Origin of the sequence: Butyricicoccus faecihominis, from assembly GCF_014648015.1 — a bacterium.
Classification (GTDB): Bacteria; Bacillota; Clostridia; order Oscillospirales; family Butyricicoccaceae; genus Agathobaculum; species Agathobaculum butyriciproducens.
Window position 1 is genome coordinate 248,117 of sequence record NZ_BMQH01000001.1, and the last position, 25,488, is coordinate 273,604.

General features: G+C 52.3%; 26 protein-coding genes. 17 read left to right on the plus strand and 9 right to left on the minus strand.

Features of this window, described 5'->3' with window-relative positions; all coding sequences use genetic code 11:
- Window positions 1-14: 14 nt before the first annotated feature.
- Genes IEY11_RS01065 through IEY11_RS01080 form a run of 4 tightly spaced genes read right to left on the minus strand, consistent with a single transcriptional unit; the run spans window position 15 to window position 3,270 of the window.
- Entirely contained in the window at window positions 15-815 is an 801-nt protein-coding gene (locus tag IEY11_RS01065) for a GNAT family N-acetyltransferase (RefSeq protein WP_188885509.1), read from the minus strand.
- Window positions 816-820: 5 nt separating this feature from the next.
- Window positions 821-1,726 (minus strand): DUF2156 domain-containing protein, encoded by a 906-nt coding sequence (locus IEY11_RS01070; protein WP_188885510.1) that lies wholly within the window; start codon window positions 1,724-1,726, stop codon window positions 821-823.
- A gap of 30 nt (window positions 1,727-1,756) precedes the next feature.
- Window positions 1,757-2,527, minus strand: a complete 771-nt coding sequence (gene thyX, locus IEY11_RS01075; RefSeq protein WP_188885511.1) for an FAD-dependent thymidylate synthase — start codon at window positions 2,525-2,527, stop codon at window positions 1,757-1,759.
- Between the two features lie 5 nt (window positions 2,528-2,532).
- A complete protein-coding gene (locus IEY11_RS01080; RefSeq protein WP_117491714.1) occupies window positions 2,533-3,270 on the minus strand; it encodes a WecB/TagA/CpsF family glycosyltransferase in 738 nt (245 codons plus the stop codon).
- A 276-nt stretch (window positions 3,271-3,546) separates the two neighbouring features.
- Between IEY11_RS01080 and IEY11_RS01085 the strand changes: the two genes are divergently transcribed.
- The 7 genes from IEY11_RS01085 (at window position 3,547) to IEY11_RS01115 (ending at window position 10,645) form a co-directional block, all read left to right on the plus strand.
- The gene (locus tag IEY11_RS01085; protein WP_188885512.1) at window positions 3,547-3,852 is read left to right on the plus strand and encodes a phage holin family protein; all 306 of its coding nucleotides are present in this window, start codon (window positions 3,547-3,549) and stop codon (window positions 3,850-3,852) included.
- A gap of 163 nt (window positions 3,853-4,015) precedes the next feature.
- Window positions 4,016-5,071, plus strand: a complete 1,056-nt coding sequence (locus tag IEY11_RS01090; protein WP_188885513.1) for a type IV pilus twitching motility protein PilT — start codon at window positions 4,016-4,018, stop codon at window positions 5,069-5,071.
- Between the two features lie 224 nt (window positions 5,072-5,295).
- Window positions 5,296-5,433 (plus strand): helix-turn-helix domain-containing protein, encoded by a 138-nt coding sequence (locus IEY11_RS01095; protein ID WP_118667830.1) that lies wholly within the window; start codon window positions 5,296-5,298, stop codon window positions 5,431-5,433.
- Window positions 5,434-5,644: 211 nt separating this feature from the next.
- Entirely contained in the window at window positions 5,645-6,337 is a 693-nt protein-coding gene (locus IEY11_RS01100; RefSeq protein ID WP_015533258.1) for a response regulator transcription factor, read from the plus strand.
- Window positions 6,334-7,365, plus strand: coding sequence for a sensor histidine kinase (locus IEY11_RS01105; RefSeq protein ID WP_005936000.1), 1,032 nt, complete (start codon window positions 6,334-6,336; stop codon window positions 7,363-7,365). Before IEY11_RS01100 ends, IEY11_RS01105 begins: the two co-directional genes overlap by 4 nt.
- Before the next feature lie 221 nt (window positions 7,366-7,586).
- Window positions 7,587-8,252 carry an ABC transporter ATP-binding protein gene (locus IEY11_RS01110; protein WP_009296631.1) on the plus strand — a complete coding sequence of 222 codons (666 nt, stop codon included), beginning with the start codon at window positions 7,587-7,589 and terminating at the stop codon, window positions 8,250-8,252.
- Window positions 8,253-8,266: 14 nt separating this feature from the next.
- Entirely contained in the window at window positions 8,267-10,645 is a 2,379-nt protein-coding gene (locus IEY11_RS01115) for an ABC transporter permease (protein WP_055201186.1), read from the plus strand.
- Window positions 10,646-10,869: 224 nt separating this feature from the next.
- Here IEY11_RS01115 and IEY11_RS01120 read toward each other — a convergent pair whose 3' ends face one another.
- The gene (locus IEY11_RS01120; protein WP_005362415.1) at window positions 10,870-11,970 is read right to left on the minus strand and encodes a DUF6076 domain-containing protein; all 1,101 of its coding nucleotides are present in this window, start codon (window positions 11,968-11,970) and stop codon (window positions 10,870-10,872) included.
- Window positions 11,971-12,212: 242 nt separating this feature from the next.
- On the opposite strand from IEY11_RS01120, the gene IEY11_RS01125 reads away from it, so the two are divergent.
- From IEY11_RS01125 to glyA, 10 genes are all read left to right on the plus strand, one after another.
- On the plus strand, window positions 12,213-12,437 hold the full coding sequence (locus IEY11_RS01125) for a helix-turn-helix domain-containing protein (protein ID WP_005362423.1): 225 nt from the start codon (window positions 12,213-12,215) through the stop codon (window positions 12,435-12,437).
- Between the two features lie 147 nt (window positions 12,438-12,584).
- Window positions 12,585-12,788, plus strand: coding sequence for a hypothetical protein (locus IEY11_RS01130; RefSeq protein WP_004614949.1), 204 nt, complete (start codon window positions 12,585-12,587; stop codon window positions 12,786-12,788).
- 286 nt (window positions 12,789-13,074) lie between these two features.
- A complete protein-coding gene (locus tag IEY11_RS01135; RefSeq protein WP_008816380.1) occupies window positions 13,075-13,392 on the plus strand; it encodes a DUF3847 domain-containing protein in 318 nt (105 codons plus the stop codon).
- Between the two features lie 2 nt (window positions 13,393-13,394).
- On the plus strand, window positions 13,395-14,867 hold the full coding sequence (gene mobQ, locus IEY11_RS01140; protein WP_074104019.1) for a MobQ family relaxase: 1,473 nt from the start codon (window positions 13,395-13,397) through the stop codon (window positions 14,865-14,867).
- 47 nt (window positions 14,868-14,914) lie between these two features.
- The gene (locus IEY11_RS01145; RefSeq protein ID WP_147518461.1) at window positions 14,915-15,655 is read left to right on the plus strand and encodes a CHC2 zinc finger domain-containing protein; all 741 of its coding nucleotides are present in this window, start codon (window positions 14,915-14,917) and stop codon (window positions 15,653-15,655) included.
- On the plus strand, window positions 15,540-16,880 hold the full coding sequence (locus tag IEY11_RS01150; RefSeq protein WP_009321442.1) for a virulence-associated E family protein: 1,341 nt from the start codon (window positions 15,540-15,542) through the stop codon (window positions 16,878-16,880). Before IEY11_RS01145 ends, IEY11_RS01150 begins: the two co-directional genes overlap by 116 nt.
- Before the next feature lie 270 nt (window positions 16,881-17,150).
- Entirely contained in the window at window positions 17,151-17,336 is a 186-nt protein-coding gene (locus IEY11_RS01155) for a hypothetical protein (RefSeq protein ID WP_004849804.1), read from the plus strand.
- A 38-nt stretch (window positions 17,337-17,374) separates the two neighbouring features.
- On the plus strand, window positions 17,375-19,066 hold the full coding sequence (locus IEY11_RS01160; RefSeq protein ID WP_005936058.1) for a recombinase family protein: 1,692 nt from the start codon (window positions 17,375-17,377) through the stop codon (window positions 19,064-19,066).
- 141 nt (window positions 19,067-19,207) lie between these two features.
- Window positions 19,208-19,573: a hypothetical protein gene (locus IEY11_RS01165; protein WP_116704907.1), complete on the plus strand. Its 366-nt coding sequence runs from the start codon at window positions 19,208-19,210 to the stop codon at window positions 19,571-19,573.
- Between the two features lie 159 nt (window positions 19,574-19,732).
- Entirely contained in the window at window positions 19,733-20,986 is a 1,254-nt protein-coding gene (gene glyA / locus IEY11_RS01170; protein WP_110436868.1) for a serine hydroxymethyltransferase, read from the plus strand.
- A gap of 277 nt (window positions 20,987-21,263) precedes the next feature.
- Here the strand turns inward: glyA and groL are convergent, their stop codons facing one another.
- The 4 genes from groL to IEY11_RS01195 form a co-directional block, all read right to left on the minus strand.
- A complete protein-coding gene (gene groL / locus IEY11_RS01175) occupies window positions 21,264-22,889 on the minus strand; it encodes a chaperonin GroEL (protein WP_188885514.1) in 1,626 nt (541 codons plus the stop codon).
- 20 nt (window positions 22,890-22,909) lie between these two features.
- Window positions 22,910-23,194 (minus strand): co-chaperone GroES, encoded by a 285-nt coding sequence (locus IEY11_RS01180; protein WP_110436870.1) that lies wholly within the window; start codon window positions 23,192-23,194, stop codon window positions 22,910-22,912.
- A 174-nt stretch (window positions 23,195-23,368) separates the two neighbouring features.
- Window positions 23,369-24,553, minus strand: coding sequence for a THUMP domain-containing class I SAM-dependent RNA methyltransferase (locus IEY11_RS01185; RefSeq protein ID WP_188885515.1), 1,185 nt, complete (start codon window positions 24,551-24,553; stop codon window positions 23,369-23,371).
- A gap of 442 nt (window positions 24,554-24,995) precedes the next feature.
- Complete coding sequence (locus IEY11_RS01195; protein WP_118729453.1) at window positions 24,996-25,373, minus strand: hypothetical protein; 378 nt, start codon at window positions 25,371-25,373, stop codon at window positions 24,996-24,998.
- Window positions 25,374-25,488 lie beyond the last annotated feature (115 nt).

Sequence of the window (25,488 nt, forward strand, 5' to 3'; positions counted from 1 at the left end):
GTTTGTCACACCTTTCAGTTGAGCATTAAATTCATATATCCAGCGGTTTCGTCCGCTTTGTTATGCCATTTACATACGCCGAGTGCGGTTTCCGCGCCGATCTCCGTCACGGCGAGCATATCGCGCCGCAGTACGTCCAGCAGCCCCTGCAGCTGCGCGTCACCTGCGCCGAGCAGCTCCTGCGCATTGTCCTCCCAGCAGAACGCATAGCCGGTGAGCGTTCCGTCCTTGAACCAGCCATACACGCCCGCACCGAGCGTGTCGAACAGCGCAAGCTGCGCGTTCCAGTACGCCGTGTCCCGCTCGATGCGGCATTTCGGCACCAGTTTGTCATACAGCGCCGCCAGCGCAGGCACATCCGCCGAGGTCAGCCGCCGAGGTGCTTCGCGCTCCCCTGCCGTGCGGGTAATCTCCCCGCGGGAAATATGGAAGAACGGCTCGTAGCCGAACGGTTTGTAAAAATCAAACAGCCACTTTTCTGCCGGAATGAGCACGGACGCGACACGCTCCGCCTGTCTGTCCAGCTCGAACGAGCGCTCGAGCAGCCGCGCCATATACCCCTTGCGGCGGTGCGCCGGGTCGGTACACGCGCCGTAGATATACGTCACCTCGCGGGATACGCCGCCCACCGTCATGCGGTACGGGAGCATCTGCACCATCGCCACGAGCGTTTCACCCTCGAGATACAGCAGCGTATATTTCTCTTTATAGAAGTGCGCGAAGAAGTAGTCATTGAAGCCGCCCTCATCCGGAAAACAGGTTTCCCAGAGGGTGCGAACGGCAGGAAAATCTCCTTTTTCGGCAAATCGCATCATTTCAATCAACCTTTCGGTGTTGCCACATATTTCACGCCGCGCATCACCGGATAATAGGACTTCTTCGCCTTGCGCAGACCCTCGAGTCCCAGATCCTCCTCGCGGTTGACGTATTCCACATCATTGCAGTTGCGCTGTACGAACTGCTGGTTGATCATCTGGTACGCGCCCTGAATCGTGTGGTCGGCCTTTTCAATCTGTACCACGAACATATCCGGCGTAGCCTTGCAGCCGAATGTGAACGCGATAACCTCGCCGTCCAAGCGGAGCAGTCCGCCGCGCAAATTCAAGTAGTCAAAGTTGTGGAGTGCCTGCACGATTGCGCAGGTCTCGCCCTCAAAGTCGCGCTCGCGTGCACAGCCGTTCAGGTTGCACCAGTGCACATGGAAGGCGAACGCATCCTTGCTGTTTTCCCGGGTCATGTCCTCGTAGCTCCACCGCCCCTCATAGGCGGTCTTGAAGCGGTTAACGAGGTTGCGCTTGCTCTGCAGCTTTTTGCCGGACAGCGTGCGCAGCTTTTCCGCGAGGTAGATATAATCGTCACCGTCCTCGCTGTCATGCGCGAACGTGAACTTGCCCGGACGAACGGCTTCGATACGCTCGATCATCGGCTCAGCGACCGAGACAATGACGAACGGAAGACCGCGTTCAGCGGCATCCTGCTCGAGCGCATCCAGCGCAGCGCCGAGGTCGCCCTGACCGACAGGCGCAAGATAGCAGTCGTGTCCGCCGTCCAACGGAGACATTTTCACCAGCATAAAGCCGTCTTTGAAGCAGATCTGCGTATTGTAGTGGCTGCGCCACATGAAAAGATCGACAAAGCAGCGCTCACACAGATGATAGTTGTAATGCGAGCCGCAGTGCTCGACCATCGGTTTATCTTCTAAGGTAATTTCTCTAAACGGTAACATATAATTCCTTTCGCAAGATTGATTTGAGGGTTACTTACCCTCGCGCAGCGTCTGATAGTGCGCGCGCACCTCTGCAGCCTTGCCGCAGGACATTTTGCCCTCTGTGCAGACACCGTCCACGCAGGCCGGTCCGCAGTGACCGAACAGCGTCGGCGCAACAGCGTATACCTGCCTGTACATCTCCTCGGCAAGCGCACGGATCTCCCACTGGGCGCGATTGCAGCAGCGCAGGCGGAAAAAGTTCTTGAGGCTGCGGGCGTTCGCCGTCATGACAATGCGGGTCGCGCAGGCGTTCGGCAGAACGTAGCGTGCGTCCTCAATGGCGTGCTTTTCAGCCTTGCTGCGGGCGGTCTTCTCCGGAACGCCCTGCTCGAGCAGCTCCTTGAGGTAGCCTTCCATCAGCGCGGCCGTCAATTCCTCGTAGGTGTGCTGATCGTCCTCCATCGCCTGAATGAATTTTGCCCGGGCAGCCGGAATTTTATCAATCTCCGGCGGAACAACATACTCAAAGCCCTTCTCACGCACATAGCGCTGGCTCTGTACCGAGAACGATGCAATGCGGTGGCGCGTGATCTGCGCCAGCAGAGAACGCGATACACCCTCAATTGCAAAGGTGAACGACACATGCTCGATCGGGCTTTCGTGGCCGATCTCGGAAAGCATGTTGACAAAGCTCTCGGTCTTTTCCTCGGTCAGACCATCCAGCACGCTGTCAACGTCCGTGGAGGAATAGCAGTTCTTTGCTGCAGCCGCGACCAGCTTTTCCGGGTCCGGCGTGTAAGCAAGCAGTTTTACTTTCATTCTTGTCACTTCCCCTTTCTGCCAAACAGCCGCTCCTTGATAACGATGAGCAGAAATTTCGGCAGCTTCATCATACGGCCGATACGGCTGGGCTGCTTGAGCAGGCGGTAAAACCACTCCAGACCCAGCTTGATGAAAATATCCGGCGCGCGCTTGGCAACGCCTGCAAACACATCCAGCGAGCCGCCGAGACCGCAGAACAGTGTGCTGTGGATATCGTCCATGTTGTCCGCGATAAATTTCTCCTGCTTGGGCGCACCCAGACAGACGAACACAACATCCGCACCGCCTGCGGCGTTGATGCTGTCAACAACCTCCTGCGGGTCAGAGAAATAGCCGTCATGCGTGCCGGCGAGCACCAGTCCCGGATACTTTGCACACAGGTTTGCACCTGCCTTTTCGGCAACACCGGGCTTCGCACCCAGCAGATACAGGCGCATGTTCTCCTTGGCCATCGCGGCAACAAGGCTCTCGGCAAATTCAATGCCGGCTACCTTTCCGTGCAGCTTTTCACCGAGGATCTTCGCAGCATAGATGATGCCGATGCCGTCCGGCAGGACAAGCGTCGCATGGTTGACAACGCCCATGAATTTTTCGTCATGGCGGCAGAGATCGACGATCTCCGGATTCGGGGTAACAACGTAGCCCTTCTGCCGGGAACGGATCTTGCTCATTGCAAGCTCAACAGCCTGCTGCTTGGTAACAGCGTGAAATTGCACGCCCAGAATAGAAGCAGTATTCATCTTCGTATCTCCCATATTTTCCAGCCTTTTATTTGGCGGTAAACATTCCTAATCTATTGTATTATACAGCAGCAAACTAAAATCTGCAAGTCCAGCTTGCAGAGAGTGAAGAGTAGATAGCGATAAACGTATCATGCAGGGTGGGCTGACCCCGGTTCGCCGCCTGTAAGTATGTGCAGATCGTTACGAACGGCGGCATGAGATCATGCCGCCCTGCGATATGCCTTGGCAAACATCGTTCTCTTTCCGCATAGGCTGTTAAGGGGAGGTGAACCCATGGAAGAACTGACGCAGTATATCAAGGCGGATTTCGCGGTTCTGGTGGCGGTTTTATACTGCATCGGACGCGGACTCAAGGCAATACAGCGTTTTCCCAATCAATTTATCCCTCTGGCACTCACGTTCTGCGGGATTGGACTGGCCTGTCTGTCGGTCATATCGCGCTATGCCAGCTACGGCAACTGGGCAGCCGCTCTGTTTGAAGGTGTGGTACAGGGTGTCCTGTGTACAGGCATGTCGGTCTATCTGAACGAAGTCATAGCGCACTGCAGTTCAAATAAAGGAAACGACCCGCCGAAATAACACGCGCAAACAAAAGAAGAACGAAGTGTTCCAACAATCTCAACGGCTTCGGATTTCCGAAGCCGTTTTCATTTATCCTTACTTGCAGCGGCAGGCAATTTGCGGTACAATACCCATATAAACTCTGTCCCCTGCTTTGGGACACCAAGGAGAGAGACACGCCTTGTACGATTTACAAACTCTGATTTTTTACGCCAAGGAGAAAAACACCTCCGATGTGCATTTGACCGTTGGTCTCCCGCCGATGCTGCGTATCGACGGTGAGCTGCGTACCCACGGTGACGTACCTCTGACCGAGCAGGATGTGCAGGATGCGGCGCAGCAGCTTGCGGATGAGCATCAGCTGCACGAGCTGAAAACCATCGGCGAGTCCGACTTTGCAGTGACGTTTGCCGATTCCGTGCGCATGCGCTGCAATCTGTTTCGCCAGCAGCACCACACGGCGCTGGCGCTGCGTCTGCTGCCGATGGAAATCCCGACTGCGGAGCAGCTTCGCCTGCCGGATATCATTATACAGCAGGCCGAAAAGCCGCGCGGACTGGTTATCGTGACCGGTCCCACCGGCTCCGGCAAAAGTTCCACACTGGCGGCACTGATCGACCACGTCAACCGCACCGCGGCACGCCATATCATCACGCTCGAAAACCCGATCGAGTATGTACACCCGCGCATCCGCTCAATGATCAACCAGCGCGAAATCGGCGCGGACACGGACAGCTTCGCAAGCGGTCTGCGGGCGGCTCTGCGGCAGGACCCGGACGTTATTCTCGTCGGTGAGATGCGCGATCTGGAGACCATTTCGACCGCTATCACGGCTGCCGAGACCGGACACCTTGTATTCGGCACACTGCACACCAAGGGGGCTGCCGGTACGATCGACCGTATCGTAGACGTATTCCCGCCGGAGCAGCAGGAGCAGATTCGCATTCAGCTTGCCGAGGTGCTTGAGTGCATTGTCTGCCAGACGCTCGTACCGCGCACCATGGGTGGCCGCGTAGCTGCATTTGAGATTCTGACCGGCACCCCTGCCGTGCGCAACCTGATCCGCCAAAACAAGTCGTATCAGCTCATCAGCACCATGCAGACCGGCCGCAATCAGGGTATGATGCTGATGGACGATTCGCTCGGGGAACTCGTCCGCAGCGGAGAGGTCCGCATCGACGATGCCGCCGCAAAGGCAGCCGACCCGGAAGCGTTTCCGCAGTCTGTCTTCCGATAAGATAACAAATCCCGCGTTGAATTTCACGCGGGATTTTTATGGCAATACCGCATAAAGGAGCCGCGGCTTTCACCTTATGCTTGCAGTGCGCCTGCTTTGGGAGCAGGATGCCGCAGGTTCGCTCTTACGTTAATTCTCCATTCTCAATTTTCCGCAACTCTACGGAGCGTTCATTGTATTCTCCTCTGTTTTCCGTATAATAGAACGCAAGGGAGGTGATCCGAATGGATCAGGTAAAAACCGGCAGACTAATCCGTACAATGCGGACAAAACTGGGACTGACACAGCTTGCGCTGGCTGAACAGCTTGGCGTCAGCGACAAGGCGGTATCCAAATGGGAGCGCGGAGTTTCCCATAGTTAAAGATACCACACCAAATATGATGAACCCACGCTTATACACTACCAGCTATAATAAACCGCAAGGACAGCAATTTGATGATACTGCTGTCCTTTCTTTTATAAAATTGCAGTACACATAAAAAAGCTGTAAAATGATAAATATATTTGTCCTTGTAACAATTCTCGGACATTTGCCTGTTATACTATCTGCAAAAAGCAAAGGAAGTGAGAATATGGAGCAGATTTTAATTGTCGAGGACGACAGTTTTTTGAATAAGATGTTAGACTATAACCTGACCGCAGACGGCTACGGCGTGACTTCTGCCCTAAATGCCAGAACCGCAGCCGAAGCCATCCGCCAGCGGGAATTTGATTTAGTGCTGCTGGACATCAACCTGCCGGACGGGAACGGTTTTGAACTGTGCAAGCTGATAAAGCCCCAGCACCCGGACACCATCGTAATATTCCTGACCGCCAACGATCAGGAGAGCGACCAGATACGGGGCTATGAGGTGGGCGCGGTGGACTACATCACAAAGCCCTTTGTGATCGGGGCCTTGCAGCGAAAAATCAAAGCCATGTTCGCCATGCTGGAACACCACAAACCGGCCAAGGACATTTACGACGACGGGCGGTTGTTTCTGGACTTCTCGGAGCAGACGGCTTCCTTAAACGGCAAGCCCCTGACTCTATCCCCGATGGAGTACAAAATGCTGAACCTGTTTCGTAAAAATCCCCGGCAAGTGCTGACCCGTGGGCAGCTTTTGGAAAAGCTGTGGGATATAGACGAGCGGTTTGTGGACGAACACACCCTGACAACCTCCATCAGCCGTATTCGCAGCAAGATTGAAGCCGACGGCGGCGCACCCTACATCAAGACCGTTTACGGCATGGGGTATCAATGGACGGGAGGCGAGGTAAAATGAAGTTTCAAAACCTCTCGGTAAAGCGGCTGTTTGGCCGGGTGGCAATGGAGCTTGTCCTCTCCATGTCCGGGATCACCATAGCCCTGTTTCTTGTGACAAAACAGATTGCGGTGCTGCTGACAGGCGGGACGCTGCTGCTGTGCGCCCTTGTGGGGATTTTTGTACTGACGCAGGCGTTTGGAAAGCGGCTGTCGCAGTTTACCGCTGACCTGTGCCAGACCTTAGACCACATGATCGCCGGGAATGAAGCGCCCCAGCGGCCAGAGGACAGCGAAACCCAGCTTGCCAGAATCGGACACCGGCTGGCAAGGCTTTACCAGATCATGCAGGAGAACCGCCGCCGGGTGGACGAGGAACGGCAGGAGTTACAGACCCTTGTATCGGATATTTCCCATCAGGTGAAAACGCCGGTAAGCAATCTGAAAATGGCGACGGACACCTTGCTGGAAAAGCCCATGACCGAGGCGGAGCGCACCGACTTTATCCGGGGAATCCGCAGCCAGACGGATAAGCTGGACTTTCTCTTTCAGGCCCTTGTGAAAACCTCACGGCTGGAAACGGGCGTGATCCAGTTGGATAAGAAACCGGGTCGCCTCTTTGATACCGTGGCGCAGGCCATGAGTGGGATTGTGTATGCAGCGGAGAAAAAGGAAATCGCTGTGTCCGTGGACTGCCCGGAGGATTTGACCGTTTTCCATGACAGCAAGTGGACATCCGAAGCCCTCTTTAACCTGCTGGACAATGCAGTGAAGTACACCCCGGCAGGCGGGAAAATCGCCGTGTCAGTGGTGCTGTGGGAAATGTATGTGGAGGTCAAAGTGACCGACACCGGCAAGGGCATTTCCGAAAGCAATCAGGCTGCCATCTTCCGGCGCTTCTATCGTGAGGAAGAAGTACACGAACAGCAGGGCGTGGGCATTGGCCTGTATCTGGCCCGCGAGATCGTAACGCGGCAAGGCGGCTATATCAAAGTGGTTTCGGAGCCGGGCAAGGGTTCAGAATTTTCCATTATGCTGCCGACAAAATAGAATGCGGCGGACGGTCATTCTCGGCTGCCCGCCGTAAGTCTTTTCGCAACAGTGTGCCGATAAAGCTGCCAGTGGCAGTTTTTCGGCGGAAATGTCCGAGCGTTGTAACATTTCACCCCCGATTTTCAATGAAATTTTTTGGCCGCTGTAACATTTCGCGGACATTTGGGTTTTACAATAGCCTTATCAACAGGCAGAAAGCCTTGAAAGGAGTTTTGAGTATGAGAATTTTACAGACTATCGACCTGAAAAAGTATTACGGTACAGAGCCGAATATCACCCGCGCCCTTGACGGCGTGAACTTCTCTGTAAATGACGGCGAATTTGTGGCCGTTGTGGGAACCTCCGGCAGCGGCAAGTCCACCCTGCTTCACATGATGGGCGGGCTGGACACCCCTACTTCCGGCAATGTGATTGTCCGGGACAAAGAGCTGTCGAAAATGAACGACGAACAGCTTACCATCTTCCGCCGCCGCAACATCGGCTTTATCTTCCAGAACTATAACCTTGTTCCTATCCTGAATGTGTATGAGAACATCGTCCTGCCGGTGGAGCTGGACGGGGACACGGTGGATCAGAAGTTTTTGGACGAGATCGTTCACCTGCTGGGGCTGGAAGATAAACTGAAAAATATGCCGAACAATCTTTCCGGCGGCCAGCAGCAGCGTGTGGCTATCGCACGCGCCCTGATTACCAAACCGGCTATTGTGCTGGCCGACGAGCCGACCGGCAACCTTGACAGCAAGACCAGCGCCGAGGTGCTGGGGCTTATCAAGCGCACCAGTGCAGAGTTCCGGCAAACTGTTGTGATGATTACCCACAATGACGACATAGCCCGTCTTGCAGATCGGATTGTCCGCATTGAGGACGGCAAGATTGTGGAGTAAGGAGGTGGCAGGCTATGACATGGCCTTTTGAGAATGATACCAGCGCCATTACAAAGAAGCTGGCAAAGAAAAGTTTGCAAAGCGAGAAGCGCCGGAATCTGATGGTGGTGATTGCCGTTGCGCTGGCGGCATTTCTGATCTGCTTTACGGGAATTGTGTCTACCTCCCTGACACAAATGCAGCGCAATCAGGTTGTCGATACTTATGAGGCGGTCTGGCTGGGCGTAGAGGAAAACGACATTGAAACCCTGAAAGGACTGCCGGAGTTTGAGCGCGTAGGCGGCTACTATATGCTGGGTGAGGAGCTTTCAGAACAGGGCTATCATGCGTCTTATGTGTATTGCGACGCGCAAATGATGGAGATTACCAAGGCGCAGATGGAGTTGTTAGAGGGCCGGGTTCCTGAAAAAGCAAATGAAGTTGTTGTAAGCGAATACTTTCTTTCCACCTATGGAAACAATGCCAAGATCGGGGACACTGTGACCTTAGATACAGAGAGTTTTCATGGTGATTATGTCGTTACCGGCATTATGGACAGCGTAAATGAAAAAGAAGCGAATACCTGCGCTATCATTCTTTCCAACGCTGCCCTGACAGGATGGAAAGGGTTTGACCCGACTGGCTATCGCGCCTATGTCCATTTCAAAAACAGCGACCAGTTGGGCGAAGAACTGATGACCTCTTATTGCAGGGAGATTGCGGAGGAATATCAGCTTCCTATGCCCAAAATGAACAGCAAGTATTTTGCCTATGCTTCTAAATCCTTTGATTTTGCACTGATGGCTGGCGTGATTGCCATTGTTCTGATCGGCGGCTATATTGTGATCCAGAGTATCTTCCGTATCTCCATCAATGACAAAATCAAGAGCTACGGGCAGCTTCGGACGATTGGTGCAACGCCAAAGCAAATCAAGCGGATTGTAAAGCGGGAGGGGCGTAAACTCGGCAGTATCGGGATTTTGATTGGTACAGTGCTGGGTGTATGCGGCGGTTTTCTTTTGTTTCCCAAGGGATTTAATGCTGTTTCCTATGTGGCAACGATTATTTTGACACTCATAAGCAGTTGGATCATGGTATCTGTTTCCATCCGTAAGCCGATAAAAATTGCGGCAGGGATTTCCCCGATTGAAGCCGTCCGTTTTACCCCGGCACAAAAGGACATCCGAAGCCGAAAAAAGAATATCAAGCTCAATCCTGTTTCAATGGGAATTGCGAATTTTAAGCGTGACCGAAAAAAGACCGTTGCTATTGTAGCCTCATTGAGTTTGGGCGGAATTATTCTGCTTGTGGTATCCTCCATTGTTTTGCTGCGTTCTCCAGAGGCGCTTGCAAGACGGTTTTTCCCGGACGGCGACTATAAAATTTATTTGGATTCTGAAATGACAGAAGAAAAGGTTATGGCAGCGGGAAATCCGTTGAATGAAGAATTAAAACAGGAAATCTTATCTATTGATGGTGTTACAGATATAATTCCAAGCAGACAATCTCTCTATGCAACCCTTAAGACGGACATTTACCAAAGCGGTGGTATGTGTGATATGCTGACCGACCAGAATTATGCAACAGTTGAAGCGGCTCTGACAGCAGGAACGATGCCAAAAGATTCCCGTAGTATTGTAATTGACTATAATGTGCTAAAGCAGAATGAGGATATGGGTGTTGGTTCAACAGTTGACTTTTATTTTGGAGAGGGGCAACCGCCTGTTTCCGTCACTGTATCAGGATTGTTTGATTCCAACAAGACGCCTTCCGGGCATGGAAAACTGGCCCTCGATGGAGTACTCTTTTTCGCACCAGAAGCATTGTTCCATGAACTGCACCCGGAAATCGCTTCTTTCGACTATTCATGGAGCATTGTAAACGATCCGAAAAAAACGGACTATGTGGGAGCTGAATTGAAAAATATTGTTGCCAGCCATAGTAATATTGCCTTAGATGAAATCAATACAGTGATTGAATATGAAGAAATGACAAATTCTTTTGCGTTTGGCAGTATGGAGATACTTTCATGGTTGGTATTTCTCTTTGGCGTTATCAACCTTATCAATACGACACTCTCTAACCAGATAGCCCGAAAGCAGGAAAACAGTATTCTGCGTTCTATCGGCCTAACACAAAAACAGCTATGTGAAATGAACATCTGTGAGGGGCTGTGCTATGCGCTCTTTGCAACATTGGCGACGCTGATCGTTGGGCTTCCGGCTTCCATCTTTGCTTGCAGAAAAATGAGTATAGGAGCTTTTGCCGGAAATGTAGTGCCTTACAAATTCCCGGTTTTGGAAATGGGACTGTTCATTCTGGTATTGTTCGGAATGGAACTGATCTTGTCTGTATGGACAATCCGCAGACAGAAAAAGCAATCCCTGATCGAACAAATGCGGGCGATGGAATAACCGTATGGGATCGGCGGGGCGGCGTGTGCTGCCCCGCTTTTTTCGCCATTTCTCAAAAAATTTTTGAAATGTCCGAGCTTTGTAACAATTCAGCCTGTTTTTTTGTCGAAATCAAAGGCACCTCGGACATTTATAGTTCTTCCAAAAGTTTGATGATAATATTACCATTCATGGAAGAAGCAATCTGTTATTGCAATAATGCGAAATTGACGATAGAAAGTTTTTCATATCTCGGTCAGCTCAACAATTACATTACTCTGCTGATACAGCCAGTCCGTAAATTCTTTCGGGCTGGCCGTTCCTGTTTTTACAGCCTTTTTTCTCTGTAAGGCTTCTTTCTTAAAGTCGGAAAAGGAAGCCTGTATTTTTTCCAGACGGTCAGCCGGAAAGCCTGCGGTATTTTTTACCCGGTTTATTTTGTTGCGCCAGTTCTGGCATTCATTTTTATAAAGCAGGTCATAGTTATTTTCTCTTGACCTCTCGTCAAATTCCCGCTTGTTTTGAAGCGCCTGTGCTTTTCGGCACTTGTCGCTGCACAGCTCATACCGCTGGCTCTTTGCCAGAAAATATTTTCCACAGACCTTGCACCGCCGGAAGCAAAGCCCCCAGTCATTCAGCCTGTTCAGATAATAGGTAATCAACGGGTAGAGGGACGCATAGGCAGACACACATTCTTCTGTGCGCCGGTTGTCCGGGAACCAGAGGTCAAGCCGGGTATCTTCTGACGGTGCGCCTTTGAAATAAAGGCTGCCAGCTTGAAATTGTTTCGGTTTTCCTGTCTCCCTGTCAAAGCTCATGGTTTCGTTTTGGAATACCCCGGTCAGTCTGCTCATTTTATCCATGAAGCGGTCACAGGCAGCGTTACGGTCACGGGGTTCTCTGGCAAGCAGATAGCTGTTCCAGATACGGAACGCCACATACATTTTCAGAGGGTCGTTGCTAAGATATTTCTCCCAAAGAAATTCGCTTGCCGCCTGCTCCAGCTCCGGCTGTTTCCATCGGTTGGAGTGGAGAGCTTGCCGCAGCGGAGAAAGCCCGTATAAGTTCCAGTCTCTGTCCGTGTCACGCTCAAAGTTTATCAAAAAAGTTCCCAGTGGGCGTGTCATATCACAAAGCACCTCTGCGTTTTGGCTCCCGTTCAGACGGAAGCGGATCTGCTGTTCTTCCCCAATCAAAATCCGCTCTTTCATTTTCTTCCTGTCCAGCGTCAGGACAAACAAAATCCTCTCAAAACATGGCTCATGCCGTATAAACTGATTCTCCATCCCTATCCCCTGCCTTTGTTTATGGTAATTATATAATTCAGTTATATCTGTTACACTCATGGTATCGCAGAATCATTGTTTTGTCAAGGATAGTACGCTATGATGATTGCGGTTGGTAATTTCGTACCGCACAGTACCTTGACAAGTGAATGACCGTCCAAAAGGGATATGACCGGCAGGAGAAGTGACGCATTCGGCGCACCAATGCAGGGAAACACCGCAGGAATGGGGCAGGAAAACGGCTTTTGGGGAGAACGGCAACAGGAAGCATTTTAACCTATTTGATTTATGGGAGGAACAGAATGAACGATAAAAAGAGATTGAACAGCTACGAGGATTTACCGCTGGTTCTGGATGTGGCGGACATTCAGCGGATTATGGGAATTTCAAGAGCGAGCGCCTATGAGCTGGTACACACACCCGGCTTTCCAGCGTTCCGCAGGGGCAGACTTATCAAGGTCAGCAAAATTGCTTTCTTTGAATGGATGGCAAAAGGCTCCGAAACCGTACCGGGAAGCGACAAATAAGCGTGAGGTATCATTCCCTGACTTGCAATACTGCCGCACTTTCCAAAGGGGCATACAGAGGGAAAAAAACTTAAAAATGATACCGAGACGCTACATCAAAACAGCCTATCTGCGTACATCAGATAGAAACGGAGAAAGGAGCCGGTTATGGCAAGAATGAGTAACAAGCGGCGGTTGGAATGGTCTTTCTTCTTAAATGACCGCAGCCGTATCACTTACAACGAACTGTGCCGGAAATGCCAGCACGAATGTAAACAGAGCTTCCGGGCGGTTGTGGTTGACTGCCCGAAGTATCTTTCCAAGCGTTCCAAGAAAAAGGACAAGACTGCCGGAAACGGCAAAATCCCTTAGGAACTAAGGGCGCACTTCTATACATAGTCTAAAGACCATGTATCGTGCGTCCTGCGGAGCTTACCTCTGCCGCTGATAAAATCAGCAATCCGAGGTCTGCGTTCGCTTCGCTCCGACAAGGTGGCTACACCCCCTTGCGCCGCTAAAGCGGCTATCCCCTGTGTACCCGCCGCAAAGAGAAATCCGCTCTGCGGTTTTCCCTTTTCATCGGGTTTTATAGAAGCACTGACACACGGACTGTCTGCGGATGGTCTTTCTTTATCTTATCAGCAAAGGATGTGAGAACATGGAAAAATCTTTGGAACAGTTGAAGCAGGAATATGAAAAAACCACTGTCCTGCTGGAACAGGAAAAACGGAAAATGCAGCGTTTGAAAAACCGGCAGGCGTATCTGGAAAGCGGTTCCCGGAAACAGAGGACGCACCGGCTGATTACCCGTGGGGCAGCTATTGAGAGCATTGCACCACAGACAAAGGAGCTATCCGAAGCGGAATTTTATTCCCTCATGGAAAGCATTTTGAATCTGCCGCAGGCGGAGCATTTCATCCGGTCTGCCACAGAGAACCACGCCCGTATTTCCGGGCAGGAGAAAGGCGGTGACTAAGGATAGCACTTTATCATTTTTCAATCGCACAGATCAAGCGCAGCGCCGGTCAGAGCGCCATTGCCAGCGCAGCCTATCGAGCCGGGGAGCGTCTTTACAGCAGCTACTATGGAGAAGTCAGCGACTACACCAAAAAGGGCGGCGTGATCGCTTCGGAAATCATGCTGCCGCCCCATGCGCCGGAAATATATCTTGACCGGGCGACCCTCTGGAATGCTGTGGAGAACTGCGAGAAACATCCAAAAGCACAGCTTGCCTATTCCTTTGATATTGCCATGCAGAATGAATTGACGCTGGAAGAAAACATGGAGCTGGCGAGGAAGTTCGTACAGGAGCAGTTTGTGACAAAAGGCATGATTGCCGACCTTGCTTTTCACAGCCCGGAGAAAGAGGACGGCGGCATCCCTAACCCGCATTTTCATGTGATGACAACCATGCGCCCTTTGAACCCGGATGGCACATGGGGACAAAAACAGCGTCGGGAATATCTTCTTGATGAAGATGGAAACCGAATCCGGGATAAAAACGGCGATTATATGTTTAACGCTGTCCATACAACAGACTGGCATGAGCCGGAAACGCTGGAACACTGGCGGGAGCAGTGGGCGGCTGCCGTTAATACAAAATTTGAGGAAAAAGGGCTGGATGTGCGTATCGACCACCGTTCCTATGTGCGGCAGGGGCTTGACCTGATACCTACTGTCCACGAGGGAGCTAATGTCCGGCAGATGGAAGCAAAGGGCATCCGCACCGAGAAAGGGGAACTGAACCGCTGGATTAAAGCCACCAACCGGCTCATGCAGGATGTGAGGAAGAAGATCAAAGCCCTGTTTGTCTGGATGGCAGAGGTAAAAGAAGAACTTTCCAAACCGCAGACACCGAGCCTTGCCGACCTGTTGATCGCTTATTACAACCAGCGCAACGCAGGGGCATGGAGCAATAAAGCCAGAACCGGAAACTTAAAGCAGTTTGCCGAAGCCGTCAATTATCTGACGGAAAACAAGCTGCTCACATTAGAGGATTTGCAGGAGCGTCTTTCCTCTGTCAACGAAGAATTTGAAGCGTTAAGCGACTCCATGAAAAAGAAATCTGCCCGGATAAAGGAATTGCAGGAATTGATACGGGAGGGCGAGAATTACCAGCGGCTAAAACCTGTTCATACGGAATTGAACAATATCAAGTTTAAGAAACAGAGGGAGAAATTTGAAACATCCCACGATGCGGAGTTACGGCTGTTTTATGCCGCCCGCCGTATTTTGAAAGAAAAACTGGACGGAAAACCCATTGCCCTGAAAGCATGGAAACAGGAATACGCACAGTTAAAAACAGAGTATGCCGAACTGTCTCCGCAGCACAAGCCACTCCGGGAGGAAGTCATACGGCTACGGCAGGTGCAGAACGCCGTAGATACCGCACTGCGCCGGAGGGAGCAGCCACAGGCAGTACAGAGAAAGAAACATGAGATGGAGCTATGATATAACCGGCAGCTTTACCGCTACCAGTATTTTTATGGAGGGAGCATTTGAATGTATTTGAAGCGGTGAAACAGTCTGTTACCACCCGGCAGGCTGCTTCATTCTATGGAATCCGGGTGGGGAGAAACGGCATGGTCTGCTGTCCATTCCACAATGACCGCACGCCCAGCATGAAAGTGGACAGCCGCTTTTACTGCTTCGGCTGCGGGGCTTCCGGGGATGTGATCGACTTGGCCGCTTTGCTGCATGGATTGGGGAAACGGGAAGCTGCGGTCAGGCTTGCGGAGGACTTCGGCGTTTCCTATGAGAAATCCGGCAATGCGCTGCCAGATAGGAAGCGTCACAACAGGTCACAGCCCCGACAAAAATCAGCGGAGCAGAGATTTCAGGAAACGGAACGGTATTGTTTCCGGGTGCTATGCGATTATCTGCGCCTGCTGGAGCATTGGAAAACAGCACACGCCCCACAGCCGCAGGATGCCATCTGGCATCCTCTTTTTGTGGAAGCGTTGCAGAGGATAAGCTACACAGAATACCTTTTGGATATTTTGTTATACGGAGAAATAGAAGAAAAAGCGGCATTGATCGCCGCACAGGGAAAGGAGGTGTTGCGGCTTGAACAGCGAATTTCAGAGCTTGCCGCCGGAAACGCAGGAAGCGGTCAAAAGGACGATGGACACAATGGAACCGGCGCAGACACCGGCAGAAATCCGGGAAACATTAGAGGGGACGCAGAAAGGCGGCGTGAAGAACAGCATCCGAAACTGCCTGACGGTGTTCCAGCGTGACCCTCTGTTTCGCGGGGCGCTGCGCCTGAACCTTTTGACGGAGCAGATTGACATTGTGAAGCCGCTGGGCTGGGAGCGCACCAGTACCACGCTGACCGACATGGACATGAACTACCTGCTTTTGTATCTGGAAGAAAATTACGGGCTTACCAGCGAGAAAAAGGTGCAGAGCGCCATCAAGATTGTTGCCAATGAAAACCGCTACCATCCAGTCAGGGATTACCTGAACAGCCTGCAATGGGACGGCACAGAGCGCATCCGTTACGCCCTGCATCACTTTCTGGGAGCCGATACGGACGAATACACCTATGAAGCCTTGAAACTGTTCCTGATGGGAGCCATCCGGCGGGTATTCAGACCGGGGAGCAAGTTTGAGGTCATGCTCTGTCTGGTTGGTGGTCAGGGAGCCGGGAAATCTACCTTTTTCCGGCTGCTGGCAGGCAGGGACGAATGGTTTTCAGACGATTTGAAAAAGCTGGACGATGAAAATGTGTACCGCAAGCTGCAAGGGCATTGGATTATCGAGATGTCGGAGATGATTGCCACAGCCAACGCCAAGAGTATTGAGGAAATCAAGTCATTCTTAAGCCGCCAGAAAGAAACCTACAAAGTGCCGTATGAGACACATCCGGCAGACCGGCTGCGGCAATGTGTATTTGGAGGGACGACCAACCGGCAGGACTTTTTGCCCCGTGATCGCACCGGCAACCGGCGCTTTCTCCCCGTGACGGTGTACCCGGAACGGGCGGAGGTTCACATACTGGACGATGAAGCGGCGGCGAGGGCGTATATCGAACAGATGTGGGCGGAAGCCATGACGGTTTATCGCAGTGGGAAGTATAAGCTGTCATTCAGCATGGAAATGAACCGATACCTGAACGCCCACCAGCAGGACTTTATGCAGGAAGACACACAGGCCGGCATGATCTACGCCTATTTGGAGGACTACACCGGCGACAGGGTATGTTCCAAGCAGCTTTATGAGGAAGCGCTGGGGAACTTAAATTCCCCGGCAGACTGGGAGACACGGGCAATCTGCGAGATTATGAATACCGGCATTGCGGGCGGCATCATACAGGGCTGGGTAGCCTACAAAAGCCCGAAGCGGTATAAGAAATACGGTTCTCAAAAAGGCTGGGAGCGTGTCAACCAAGCTCCGCCGGAGGGGGACGGTTTTCAGGAAATCACGGAAGAAGAAGCCCGGCAAATGGAACTTCCATTCTGAAAAGCCACCGGTTGACAGTTTGGTTGACGCTTTGGTTGACAGCCGGTTGACGGGGAAAAGCCTGATATTTGGGGCATTTCTCTCCTTTGTCAACCATGTCAACCAAGAAATCAAAGAAAAAGTAAAAAGTAATAATAGAGCGCCTATGGATTGTTTTCAAAGTCTTTTCTGCCGGTTGACACGGTTTGGTTGACACGGAGACAGTCTGCGGCTGTACACCTGTCTGACATTCCCTTGTCGGGCATATTTCATTTATGGAGGTAACTGCCTATGGCAAAAAGCAAAAACGAGAGCAATAACAAAAACAGCGGCACCCTGCTTACCGAAAAAGACGGCACCCAGTATTTTGTCATGGGGAAAGTCCGTATCAAGGTATCGGAGCATTTCGCACAGGATGGGAAGCCGCTTGACAGCCTGCTGGAAGATGTGATCCAGCACGCTGCCGCCGCTTCCTGAAAAAATACGGAATAACGACTGTCAATCAGCCCACGCTTATGATATACTTGTACCAGCGAGTATTGTATAAGCGTGGGTTGTTTCTTTTAGAAGGAGGATTTTTAACCGTGAAACAACCATACAATACAACGATTTATAACACTGCACTATATTTGAGATTGAGCCGTGACGATGAATTACAGGGGGAAAGCGGCAGTATCCAGACCCAGCGCATGATGCTTAGACAGTATGCCGCAGAGCATGGGCTGACCGTTGTAGACGAGTACATTGACGACGGATGGAGTGGGACAAATTTCGAGCGTCCAAGTTTCCAAAGGATGATTGATGACATCGAAGACGGGAAAATCAACTGCGTTGTCACAAAGGACTTATCCCGTCTGGGAAGAAACTATATCCTGACCGGTCAGTACACGGAAATCTATTTCCCCAGCAAGGGAGTACGCTACATTGCCATCAATGACAATGTGGACACCATCAACGGAGAAAGCGAGCTTGCACCGTTCTTAAACATCCTGAATGAAATGCACGCCCGACAGACCAGCAAAAAGGTCAAGGCTGCCATGCACACAAGATTTGCCAATGGCGCACACTATGGGGCCTATGCACCGCTGGGCTATGTAAAAGACCCGGACAAAAAAGGTCATCTTCTGATCGACCCGGAAACACGCTGGATTGTAGAGAAGATTTTTGACCTTGCTGTACACGGGCGTGGAGCCGCCAGCATTACACGGATTCTGGTGGAGGAAAAAGTACCTACCCCCGGCTGGCTGAACTATGAAAGATACGGGACTTTCGCCAATATCTACGCCGGTGCGCCCGCAGAAAAAGCCTATGCGTGGACGATAGCACAGGTCAAGAGCATTTTGAAAGAGGAAACCTACATCGGTCACAGCATTCACAACAAGCAGAGCAACATTTCATTCAAGAACAAGAAAAAGGTGCGGAAGCCGCAGGAAGAATGGTATCGTGTGGAAAATACCCACGAAGCCATCATTTCTGAAGAAGTGTTCCAAAAAGTTCAGGAGCTGATTGCAAGCAGACGCAGGAAACGCAGAAACGGTACGACACAGATTTTCGCAGGATTGATAAAATGTGCAGACTGCGGATGGTCTTTAGCCTATGGGGAAAACAAGCAGAATAAGAACCCATACGGGTACTACCATTGCAGCAAGAACGGGCAGGGATTACGCCAGTGTTCCATGCACTATATCCGCTATGATGTACTGTATGCCTATGTGCTTGCAAGACTGCAATACTGGTCTATGCTGGCACAGAAAGACGAGGACAAGCTGCTGAAACGCCTGCTCAATGCCAGCGACAGGGAAAGAAACTCTGCGAAGAAAAAGCAGGCTGCGGAGCTGAAAAAGGCAGAGAAGCGTAAAGCCGAGGTTGACGGGCTGTTTGCTAAAATGTATGAGGACTGGTCTGCCGGACGCATAACCGAGTATAACTTCAATATGCTGTCCGAGAAGTACCAGAACGAGCAAAAGGAGCTTGAAACAAAAATAAGACAGCTTCACGAAACGATGGAAGCCGCCGTACAGACCGCAGCGGATGCTGAAAAGTGGATTGCCCTGATGAAACAGTATGTCAACCCTGTGGAGCTGACCGCCGAACTTCTGAACACTCTAATTGAAAAAATAACCGTCCACGAAGCTGTCAAGGGCGAGGACGGAAGCCGTGAGCAGGAAGTAGAAATCTACTACCGCTTCATCGGCAAAATCGACTGACCTTTCTTTTTTACCCAACAATATCTTTAATTAAGGGAGACGGGCGGCGGTGCTCCCGATATCTCGCTCCTCCCATTGTTATCACAGGCCCTCGGCGTGGACACCGAAGCCCTGCTGAGAGGCGATCTGGAGGAAAACGATATGACTAACGGCAATATGAAGAAAATGCGGTTTTACCGCTGTCCGGCCTGCGGCAACCTGCTGTTCTCGACCGATGACGCAGATGTGACCTGCTGTGGTGCAAAATTGACCAACCTCGTTATGCACAAACCGGACGAGGAAAATGCACTGCAAATTGAGCACAGCGACGGCGAATGGTATATCACCGCACCGCATGAAATGCACCGCGAGCACTATATCTCGTTCGTTGCATTTCTCACCGGAGACACGATGATCGTCAAAAAGCAGTACCCGGAATGGGGATTAGACGTGCGTCTGCCCTATATTCGGCACGGCATGCTGCTGTGGTACTGCACGAGGGACGGACTGTTCTATCAGAATATCTGAGCAAAGGCAGGGTAACCTGCCTTTTTCTCATTTTGCAGGAGGCTTTTGGCAATCCTTCATTTTTGGTTATATTTTTCATAAAATCGACTTGCTTTTTTTATGAGGGCAATGGTATAGTCAAAGAGAACTTTATACTACTAAAGCTTGGAGGTAGTTCAAATGTACAAAGAAATGATGGATTCCATCGGTATGATCCAGTCGATCGACCCCGAGCTGGGCAGTGCGATGAACGAGGAGCTGCACCGTCAGCGCCAGAATATCGAGCTGATCGCCAGCGAAAATATCGTTTCTCCCGGCGTTATGGCTGCTATGGGCAGCGTGCTGACCAATAAGTACGCAGAGGGTCTTCCCGGCAAGCGCTACTACGGCGGCTGTGAATTTGTTGACAAGGTAGAGCGTATCGCAATCGAGCGCGCATGTGAGCTGTTCGGTGCAAAATATGCGAATGTTCAGCCGCACTCCGGTGCACAGGCCAACCTTGCGGTTTACTTCGCTCTGCTCGACCTGGGCGACACCGTTATGGGCATGGATCTGTCTCAGGGCGGTCACCTGAGCCATGGCTCTCCGGTCAACCAGTCCGGCAAGAACTACCACTTTGTTTCCTACGGCGTAAACGAGGACGGCTTCATCGACTACGCTGAGCTTGAGAAGGCTGTCAAGAAGCACCGCCCGAAGCTGATCGTTGCAGGTGCATCCGCGTATCCGCGTGCCATCGACTTCGAGAAAATGGCCGAGATCGCACATGGCTACGGCGCTTACCTGATGGTTGATATGGCGCACATTGCCGGTCTGGTCGCCGGCGGCCAGCACCAGAACCCGATGCCGTATGCTGACGTTGTTACCACCACCACCCACAAGACGCTTCGCGGTCCGCGCGGCGGCCTGATCCTGACCAACAACGCGGTTCTGGCAAAGCGTATTAACTCCGCTGTATTCCCGGGCACCCAGGGCGGCCCGCTCGAGCATGTTATCGCGTCCAAGGCGGTTTGCTTCGGTGAGGCACTGCAGCCGGAGTTCAAGGAGTACGCACGCAAGATCGTCGAGAATGCCAAGGCTATGGCTGCACAGCTGCAGGCACGCGGTGTCAAGCTGGTTTCCGGCGGCACCGACAATCACCTGCTGCTCGTTGATCTGACCGACGAGGAGTGCACCGGCAAGGATCTGGAGGCTCGTCTGGATTCGGTTCACATCACCGCCAACAAGAACACCGTTCCAGGTGAGAAGCGCAGCCCGTTCATCACCTCCGGCGTTCGTCTGGGCACTCCGGCCGCTACGACCCGCGGCATGGGTGTAGAAGAGATGAAGGTCATCGCGGACTGCATCGCAGACTGCATCTATCACTACGATGAGAAGAAGGACGAGATTTCCGCACGCGTTCTGGCACTCACCGAGAAGTTCCCGCTGTACGAATAATCTCCAGTTGCCGCGGAACTATTTCATCCGGATTTCCGAGCAATGCCGCATGAAGCTCCAGAGCACGCAAGTCCGATGATACTCGTACAAAGAAACAGAGCATTTCACTGCTGTGAAGCGCTCTGTTTTCATTTTTATTCCTGCAACAAAAAAGCCGATGCCTGCAAAATGCAGACATCGGCCTTTTACATATCTGATGCTTTTCCACTGACGATTATCGTAAGTTTGCCTTTTAACCCTTAAAATCTCCAGTGTTTGCAGTGTTTTTCGCTACTTCTTAGTACATACCACCCATATCCGGTGCAGCCGGAGCAGCCGGAACCGGCTCCTTCTTATCAGCAACCAGGCTCTCGGTGGTCAGAACCATCGAAGCAACGGAAGCTGCGTTCTGGAGTGCGGAACGGTTTACCTTGGTCGGGTCAACGATGCCGTTTGCAATCATGTCGCCGTAGGTCTCGGTTGCAGCGTCAAAGCCGTAGCCAACCTTGTCAGCGTGCTTTACCTTATCAACAACGATTGCGCCCTCGATGCCTGCGTTGGCAGCGATCTGCTTCATCGGTGCTTCCAGACCGCGTGCAACGATCTGCATACCGGTCTTCTCATCGCCGGTTGCCTCGGCAGCCAGAGCCTCAACCGCTGCGATAGCGTTTACATAAGCTACGCCGCCGCCTGCTACGATGCCTTCCTCAACAGCTGCGCGGGTTGCGTTCAGTGCATCCTCGATGCGGAGCTTCTGCTCCTTCATCTCGGTCTCGGTTGCAGCGCCAACCTTGATAACTGCTACGCCGCCGGCCAGCTTAGCCAGACGCTCCTGCAGCTTCTCACGGTCGAAGTCAGAGGTGGTGCGCTCGATCGCGCCGCGGATCTCAGCAACGCGGTTTGCGATAGCCTGCTTGTCGCCAGCACCGTCAACGATGGTGGTATTCTCCTTGGTCACCTTGATCTGACGAGCAGAACCCAGCATATCCATGGTAGCGTCCTTCAGCTCGATACCAACCTCCTCAGAGATTACGGTACCGCCGGTCAGGATTGCGATGTCGCGGAGCATATCCTTGCGGCGATCGCCAAAGCCCGGAGCCTTAACAGCTACGCAGGTGAAGGTGCCGCGCAGACGGTTTACGATCAGGGTGGACAGAGCCTCGCCCTCAACGTCCTCAGCAATGAGCAGCAGCTTCTTGCCGGCCTTAACAACCTGCTCAAGGATCGGCAGCAGCTCCTGAATGTTGGACAGCTTCTTATCGGTGATCAGCACCAGAGCGTCGTCCAAGTTTGCTTCCATCTTCTCGGTGTCGGTGCACATATACGGGGTGATATAACCGCGGTCGAACTGCATGCCCTCAACAACCTCAGAGTAGGTCTCAGCGGTCTTGGACTCCTCAACGGTGATTACGCCGTCGGTAGAAACCTTCTCCATAGCCTCTGCGATCAGGGTGCCGATCTCGTCGGAGCTGGAGGAGATAGCGCCTACACGGGCGATGTCGTTCGTGCCGTCAACCTTCTTGGAGTTCTCAGCAATCGCTGCAACAGCAGCCTTGACTGCCTTGGCGATACCGCGGCGCATTACCATCGGGTTTGCACCTGCTGCTACGTTCTTCAGGCCCTCACGAACGAAAGCCTGCGCCAGAACGGTAGCGGTGGTGGTGCCGTCGCCTGCGATGTCGTTGGTCTTGGTGGCAACTTCCTTAACAAGCTGTGCGCCCATGTTCTCGAAAGCGTCGTCCAGCTCGATCTCCTTAGCGATGGTAACACCGTCGTTGGTGATCAGCGGACCGCCGTACTTCTTATCCAGTACAACATTGCGGCCCTTCGGACCGATGGTTACCTTAACGGTATCAGCGAGCTGATCAATACCGCGCTGCAGAGCCTTGCGCGCGTCCTCGCCGTAAATAAGCTGCTTAGCCATGATGAATTACCTCCTGAAAATTACTCTACGATTGCCAGAATGTCGCTCTGACGAACGATGATATACTTCTCGCCGTCCAGCTTAACCTCAGTACCGGTGTACTTGCCGGTAATGACCTTCTGGCCCTTCTGAACTTCCATCTTGATTTCCTTGCCGTCAACAACACCGCCCGGGCCTACTTCAATGATTTCAGCAACCTGGGGCTTCTCCTGTGCGGATGCGGTAAGAATAATGCCGCTTGCGGTGGTCTCCTCCGCCTCGACCATCTTGATAACTACGCGGTCGCAAAGGGGCTTGAGCTTCATAATGGATTCCTCCTATGAAAAATAAGATTTTACAATGTTGGGGGTTAGCACTCAAATTACCCGAGTGCTAACTTCGAGTATTATCTTACACCAAGGAGCCGCAATATGCAAGGGGGTAATCCGGAATTTTCACAAAAATTTTCTGAACAAATTATGAACAGTGCCCTGTACTGCTCAGTGTTTTGCCGGTCGTTTAGCAGACGGACGGTCGGAGTGCTTATTTACCGGCTTATCCTGTGCAGATGGGTCTTTAAAATACATATGCAGCTCGCACTTGATCATGCCGTTATACAGCTTGCGGCGCTTATCCGCCTTGCGGCCGTAGCAACGCTCGAACAGCGGGTCCGAGCTGAGCAGATACTGCTTCATCGGGCTGTTTTTTGTCGCTCTGCCGAGGTCGGCGTACAGCTTTTCCGCCTGCTGCAAGTCCAGCAGACGCTCACCGTACGGCGGATTGGCAAACAGTACGCCTGCACCGCTGTAATCGCGCTTTACTGCGTCCGCGCGCTCGAAGAACACCGTGTTCGCTACACCGGCCTTGCGCGCGTTCTCGATGGACAGCTGCACGCAGTCCGGGTCGATGTCGCTGCCGACGATATCGAATTTTGCGTCCGGCTGGGCAAGGTCGAGCGCACTCTCGCGCGCCTGCTGCCAGACCGACTTGTCAAAGCAGCTCCACCTTTCCGCGTCAAAGCGGCGCAGCAGACCGGGGGCACGGCGCTGCGCGATCATGGCCGCCTCAATCGCGATCGTGCCCGAGCCGCAGAACGGGTCGAGGAACGGATCGCGCCCGCGCCAGCGCGCCAGCTTGACCATAGCCGCCGCCAGCGTCTCACGAAGCGGCGCCGCATTGCTGTTGGCGCGGTAGCCGCGCTTGTGCAGACCGGCACCCGAGGTATCGAGGTACAGCTCAGCCACATCGTGCATGATGGCGAACTGAATCTGATACTTTTCACCAATCTCATCAAACCAGGTCTGACCGTACTTCGCGCCCAGGCGCGATACGACTGCCTTTTTGATGATCTTCTGGCAGTCCGGAATCGAGTGCAGCGTGGAGTCCAGACTGTGACCCTTGACCGGAAATGCGCCGTCTGCCGAAATGAACTGCTCCCACGGGAGTGCTTTTACGCCCTCGAACAACTGGTCGAACGTTTTGGCTTTGAATGTGCCGATGCGGATGAGCACACGCTCGGCGCACCGCAGGTTCAGGTTCGCCCATGCAAGCGTGTTTTCGTCACCGGTGAACAGCACGCGGCCGTTTTCCGCGTGCACGTCGGTCAGCCTGCCGCCGAAGCGCAGCTCGTCCGCGACGATGCCCTCCAGCCCGAATAAAGTCGGACAGCATAATGTAAGTTCCATCGTGTTTCCTCCAAAAAGGCTCCCGCCGTCATAGCAGGAGCCGAAAGTCCTTTTTAACCTTTATATTGTATCGGTTTTTAAGGATTTTGTCAAGATTTGCGACGAGATAACGCGGTTTTCTGAATGCCGCTATTCGGAGCGTTATCGCTTGAGAAGCGATAACGCTCTTGCCTGCCCTGCATGGGCGCAAGAGGGAGACACCAAGGTTTGCCCGTAGGCCACTAAACCTTTTTCCCGCGCCGTGTGCGGATTAAAGCAGTGTTCGATTTGTGCAGGTAGAGCCAGCGCATTCATGTAGGCAAACAGATAGAATCGGCAATGGGTAAAGAGGGCGTTGTCCATTGCAAATTCCAAACAGGAGTGTTTCTATGAACACAGTGGGTATTGATGTTCCAAGCAGAAAGAGCACGGCTGCATCGCTTCGTTCTTTGGGCGAGGTTGTTCAGCTGCCGTTGGATGTTGTCCGCAACGCGGGAGGATTGGCTTCTCTCGCCGAGCACTTGAAGGCACTTGACAGCGAAACCCGCGTTGTGTTGGAACACGCATCGTAGTTCGTGAACGCATCGTCATCCGGCGGTTCCGGCCAACTCCACTGCTCGATCGGCTCATTGATATGCACGTCAAAGAACTTTGTTTCCGGTTCGCCGCACTCGCAGTTCGTTTCAAAGAAGTAATCCGGCATGAACTCTGTTCCGTGCCAGCCTTTACCTTCTCCAGTTTCGGCATTGTACTGCGTAAAGTACCAGCCGATACCCTCCGCTTCTCCTTCTTCCTGCTCAAAACGAACATATGGGAGATAGATCATTTTTTCATTTTTCACACCTTTTTCCTCCTTATTTGAGGCCTATTTTTACTGCGGACAAATAAAAAGTGCCGGTAATGAGAATTTCATTACCGACACTTTCGATAAGGAAGGCTCTTTAGGGTCTTCCTTT

Coding starts and splice junctions, on each gene's coding strand:
- IEY11_RS01065 (WP_188885509.1), bottom strand. CDS start 815: ATGATGCGATTTGCCGAAAAAGGAGATTTTCCTGCCGTTCGCACCCTC.
- IEY11_RS01070 (WP_188885510.1), bottom strand. CDS start 1,726: ATGTTACCGTTTAGAGAAATTACCTTAGAAGATAAACCGATGGTCGAG.
- thyX (WP_188885511.1), bottom strand. CDS start 2,527: ATGAAAGTAAAACTGCTTGCTTACACGCCGGACCCGGAAAAGCTGGTC.
- IEY11_RS01080 (WP_117491714.1), bottom strand. CDS start 3,270: ATGAATACTGCTTCTATTCTGGGCGTGCAATTTCACGCTGTTACCAAG.
- IEY11_RS01085 (WP_188885512.1), top strand. CDS start 3,547: ATGGAAGAACTGACGCAGTATATCAAGGCGGATTTCGCGGTTCTGGTG.
- IEY11_RS01095 (WP_118667830.1), top strand. CDS start 5,296: ATGGATCAGGTAAAAACCGGCAGACTAATCCGTACAATGCGGACAAAA.
- IEY11_RS01100 (WP_015533258.1), top strand. CDS start 5,645: ATGGAGCAGATTTTAATTGTCGAGGACGACAGTTTTTTGAATAAGATG.
- IEY11_RS01105 (WP_005936000.1), top strand. CDS start 6,334: ATGAAGTTTCAAAACCTCTCGGTAAAGCGGCTGTTTGGCCGGGTGGCA.
- IEY11_RS01110 (WP_009296631.1), top strand. CDS start 7,587: ATGAGAATTTTACAGACTATCGACCTGAAAAAGTATTACGGTACAGAG.
- IEY11_RS01115 (WP_055201186.1), top strand. CDS start 8,267: ATGACATGGCCTTTTGAGAATGATACCAGCGCCATTACAAAGAAGCTG.
- IEY11_RS01120 (WP_005362415.1), bottom strand. CDS start 11,970: ATGAGTGTAACAGATATAACTGAATTATATAATTACCATAAACAAAGG.
- IEY11_RS01125 (WP_005362423.1), top strand. CDS start 12,213: ATGAACGATAAAAAGAGATTGAACAGCTACGAGGATTTACCGCTGGTT.
- IEY11_RS01130 (WP_004614949.1), top strand. CDS start 12,585: ATGGCAAGAATGAGTAACAAGCGGCGGTTGGAATGGTCTTTCTTCTTA.
- IEY11_RS01135 (WP_008816380.1), top strand. CDS start 13,075: ATGGAAAAATCTTTGGAACAGTTGAAGCAGGAATATGAAAAAACCACT.
- IEY11_RS01150 (WP_009321442.1), top strand. CDS start 15,540: ATGGACACAATGGAACCGGCGCAGACACCGGCAGAAATCCGGGAAACA.
- IEY11_RS01155 (WP_004849804.1), top strand. CDS start 17,151: ATGGCAAAAAGCAAAAACGAGAGCAATAACAAAAACAGCGGCACCCTG.
- IEY11_RS01160 (WP_005936058.1), top strand. CDS start 17,375: ATGATATACTTGTACCAGCGAGTATTGTATAAGCGTGGGTTGTTTCTT.
- IEY11_RS01165 (WP_116704907.1), top strand. CDS start 19,208: ATGACTAACGGCAATATGAAGAAAATGCGGTTTTACCGCTGTCCGGCC.
- glyA (WP_110436868.1), top strand. CDS start 19,733: ATGTACAAAGAAATGATGGATTCCATCGGTATGATCCAGTCGATCGAC.
- groL (WP_188885514.1), bottom strand. CDS start 22,889: ATGGCTAAGCAGCTTATTTACGGCGAGGACGCGCGCAAGGCTCTGCAG.
- IEY11_RS01180 (WP_110436870.1), bottom strand. CDS start 23,194: ATGAAGCTCAAGCCCCTTTGCGACCGCGTAGTTATCAAGATGGTCGAG.
- IEY11_RS01185 (WP_188885515.1), bottom strand. CDS start 24,553: ATGGAACTTACATTATGCTGTCCGACTTTATTCGGGCTGGAGGGCATC.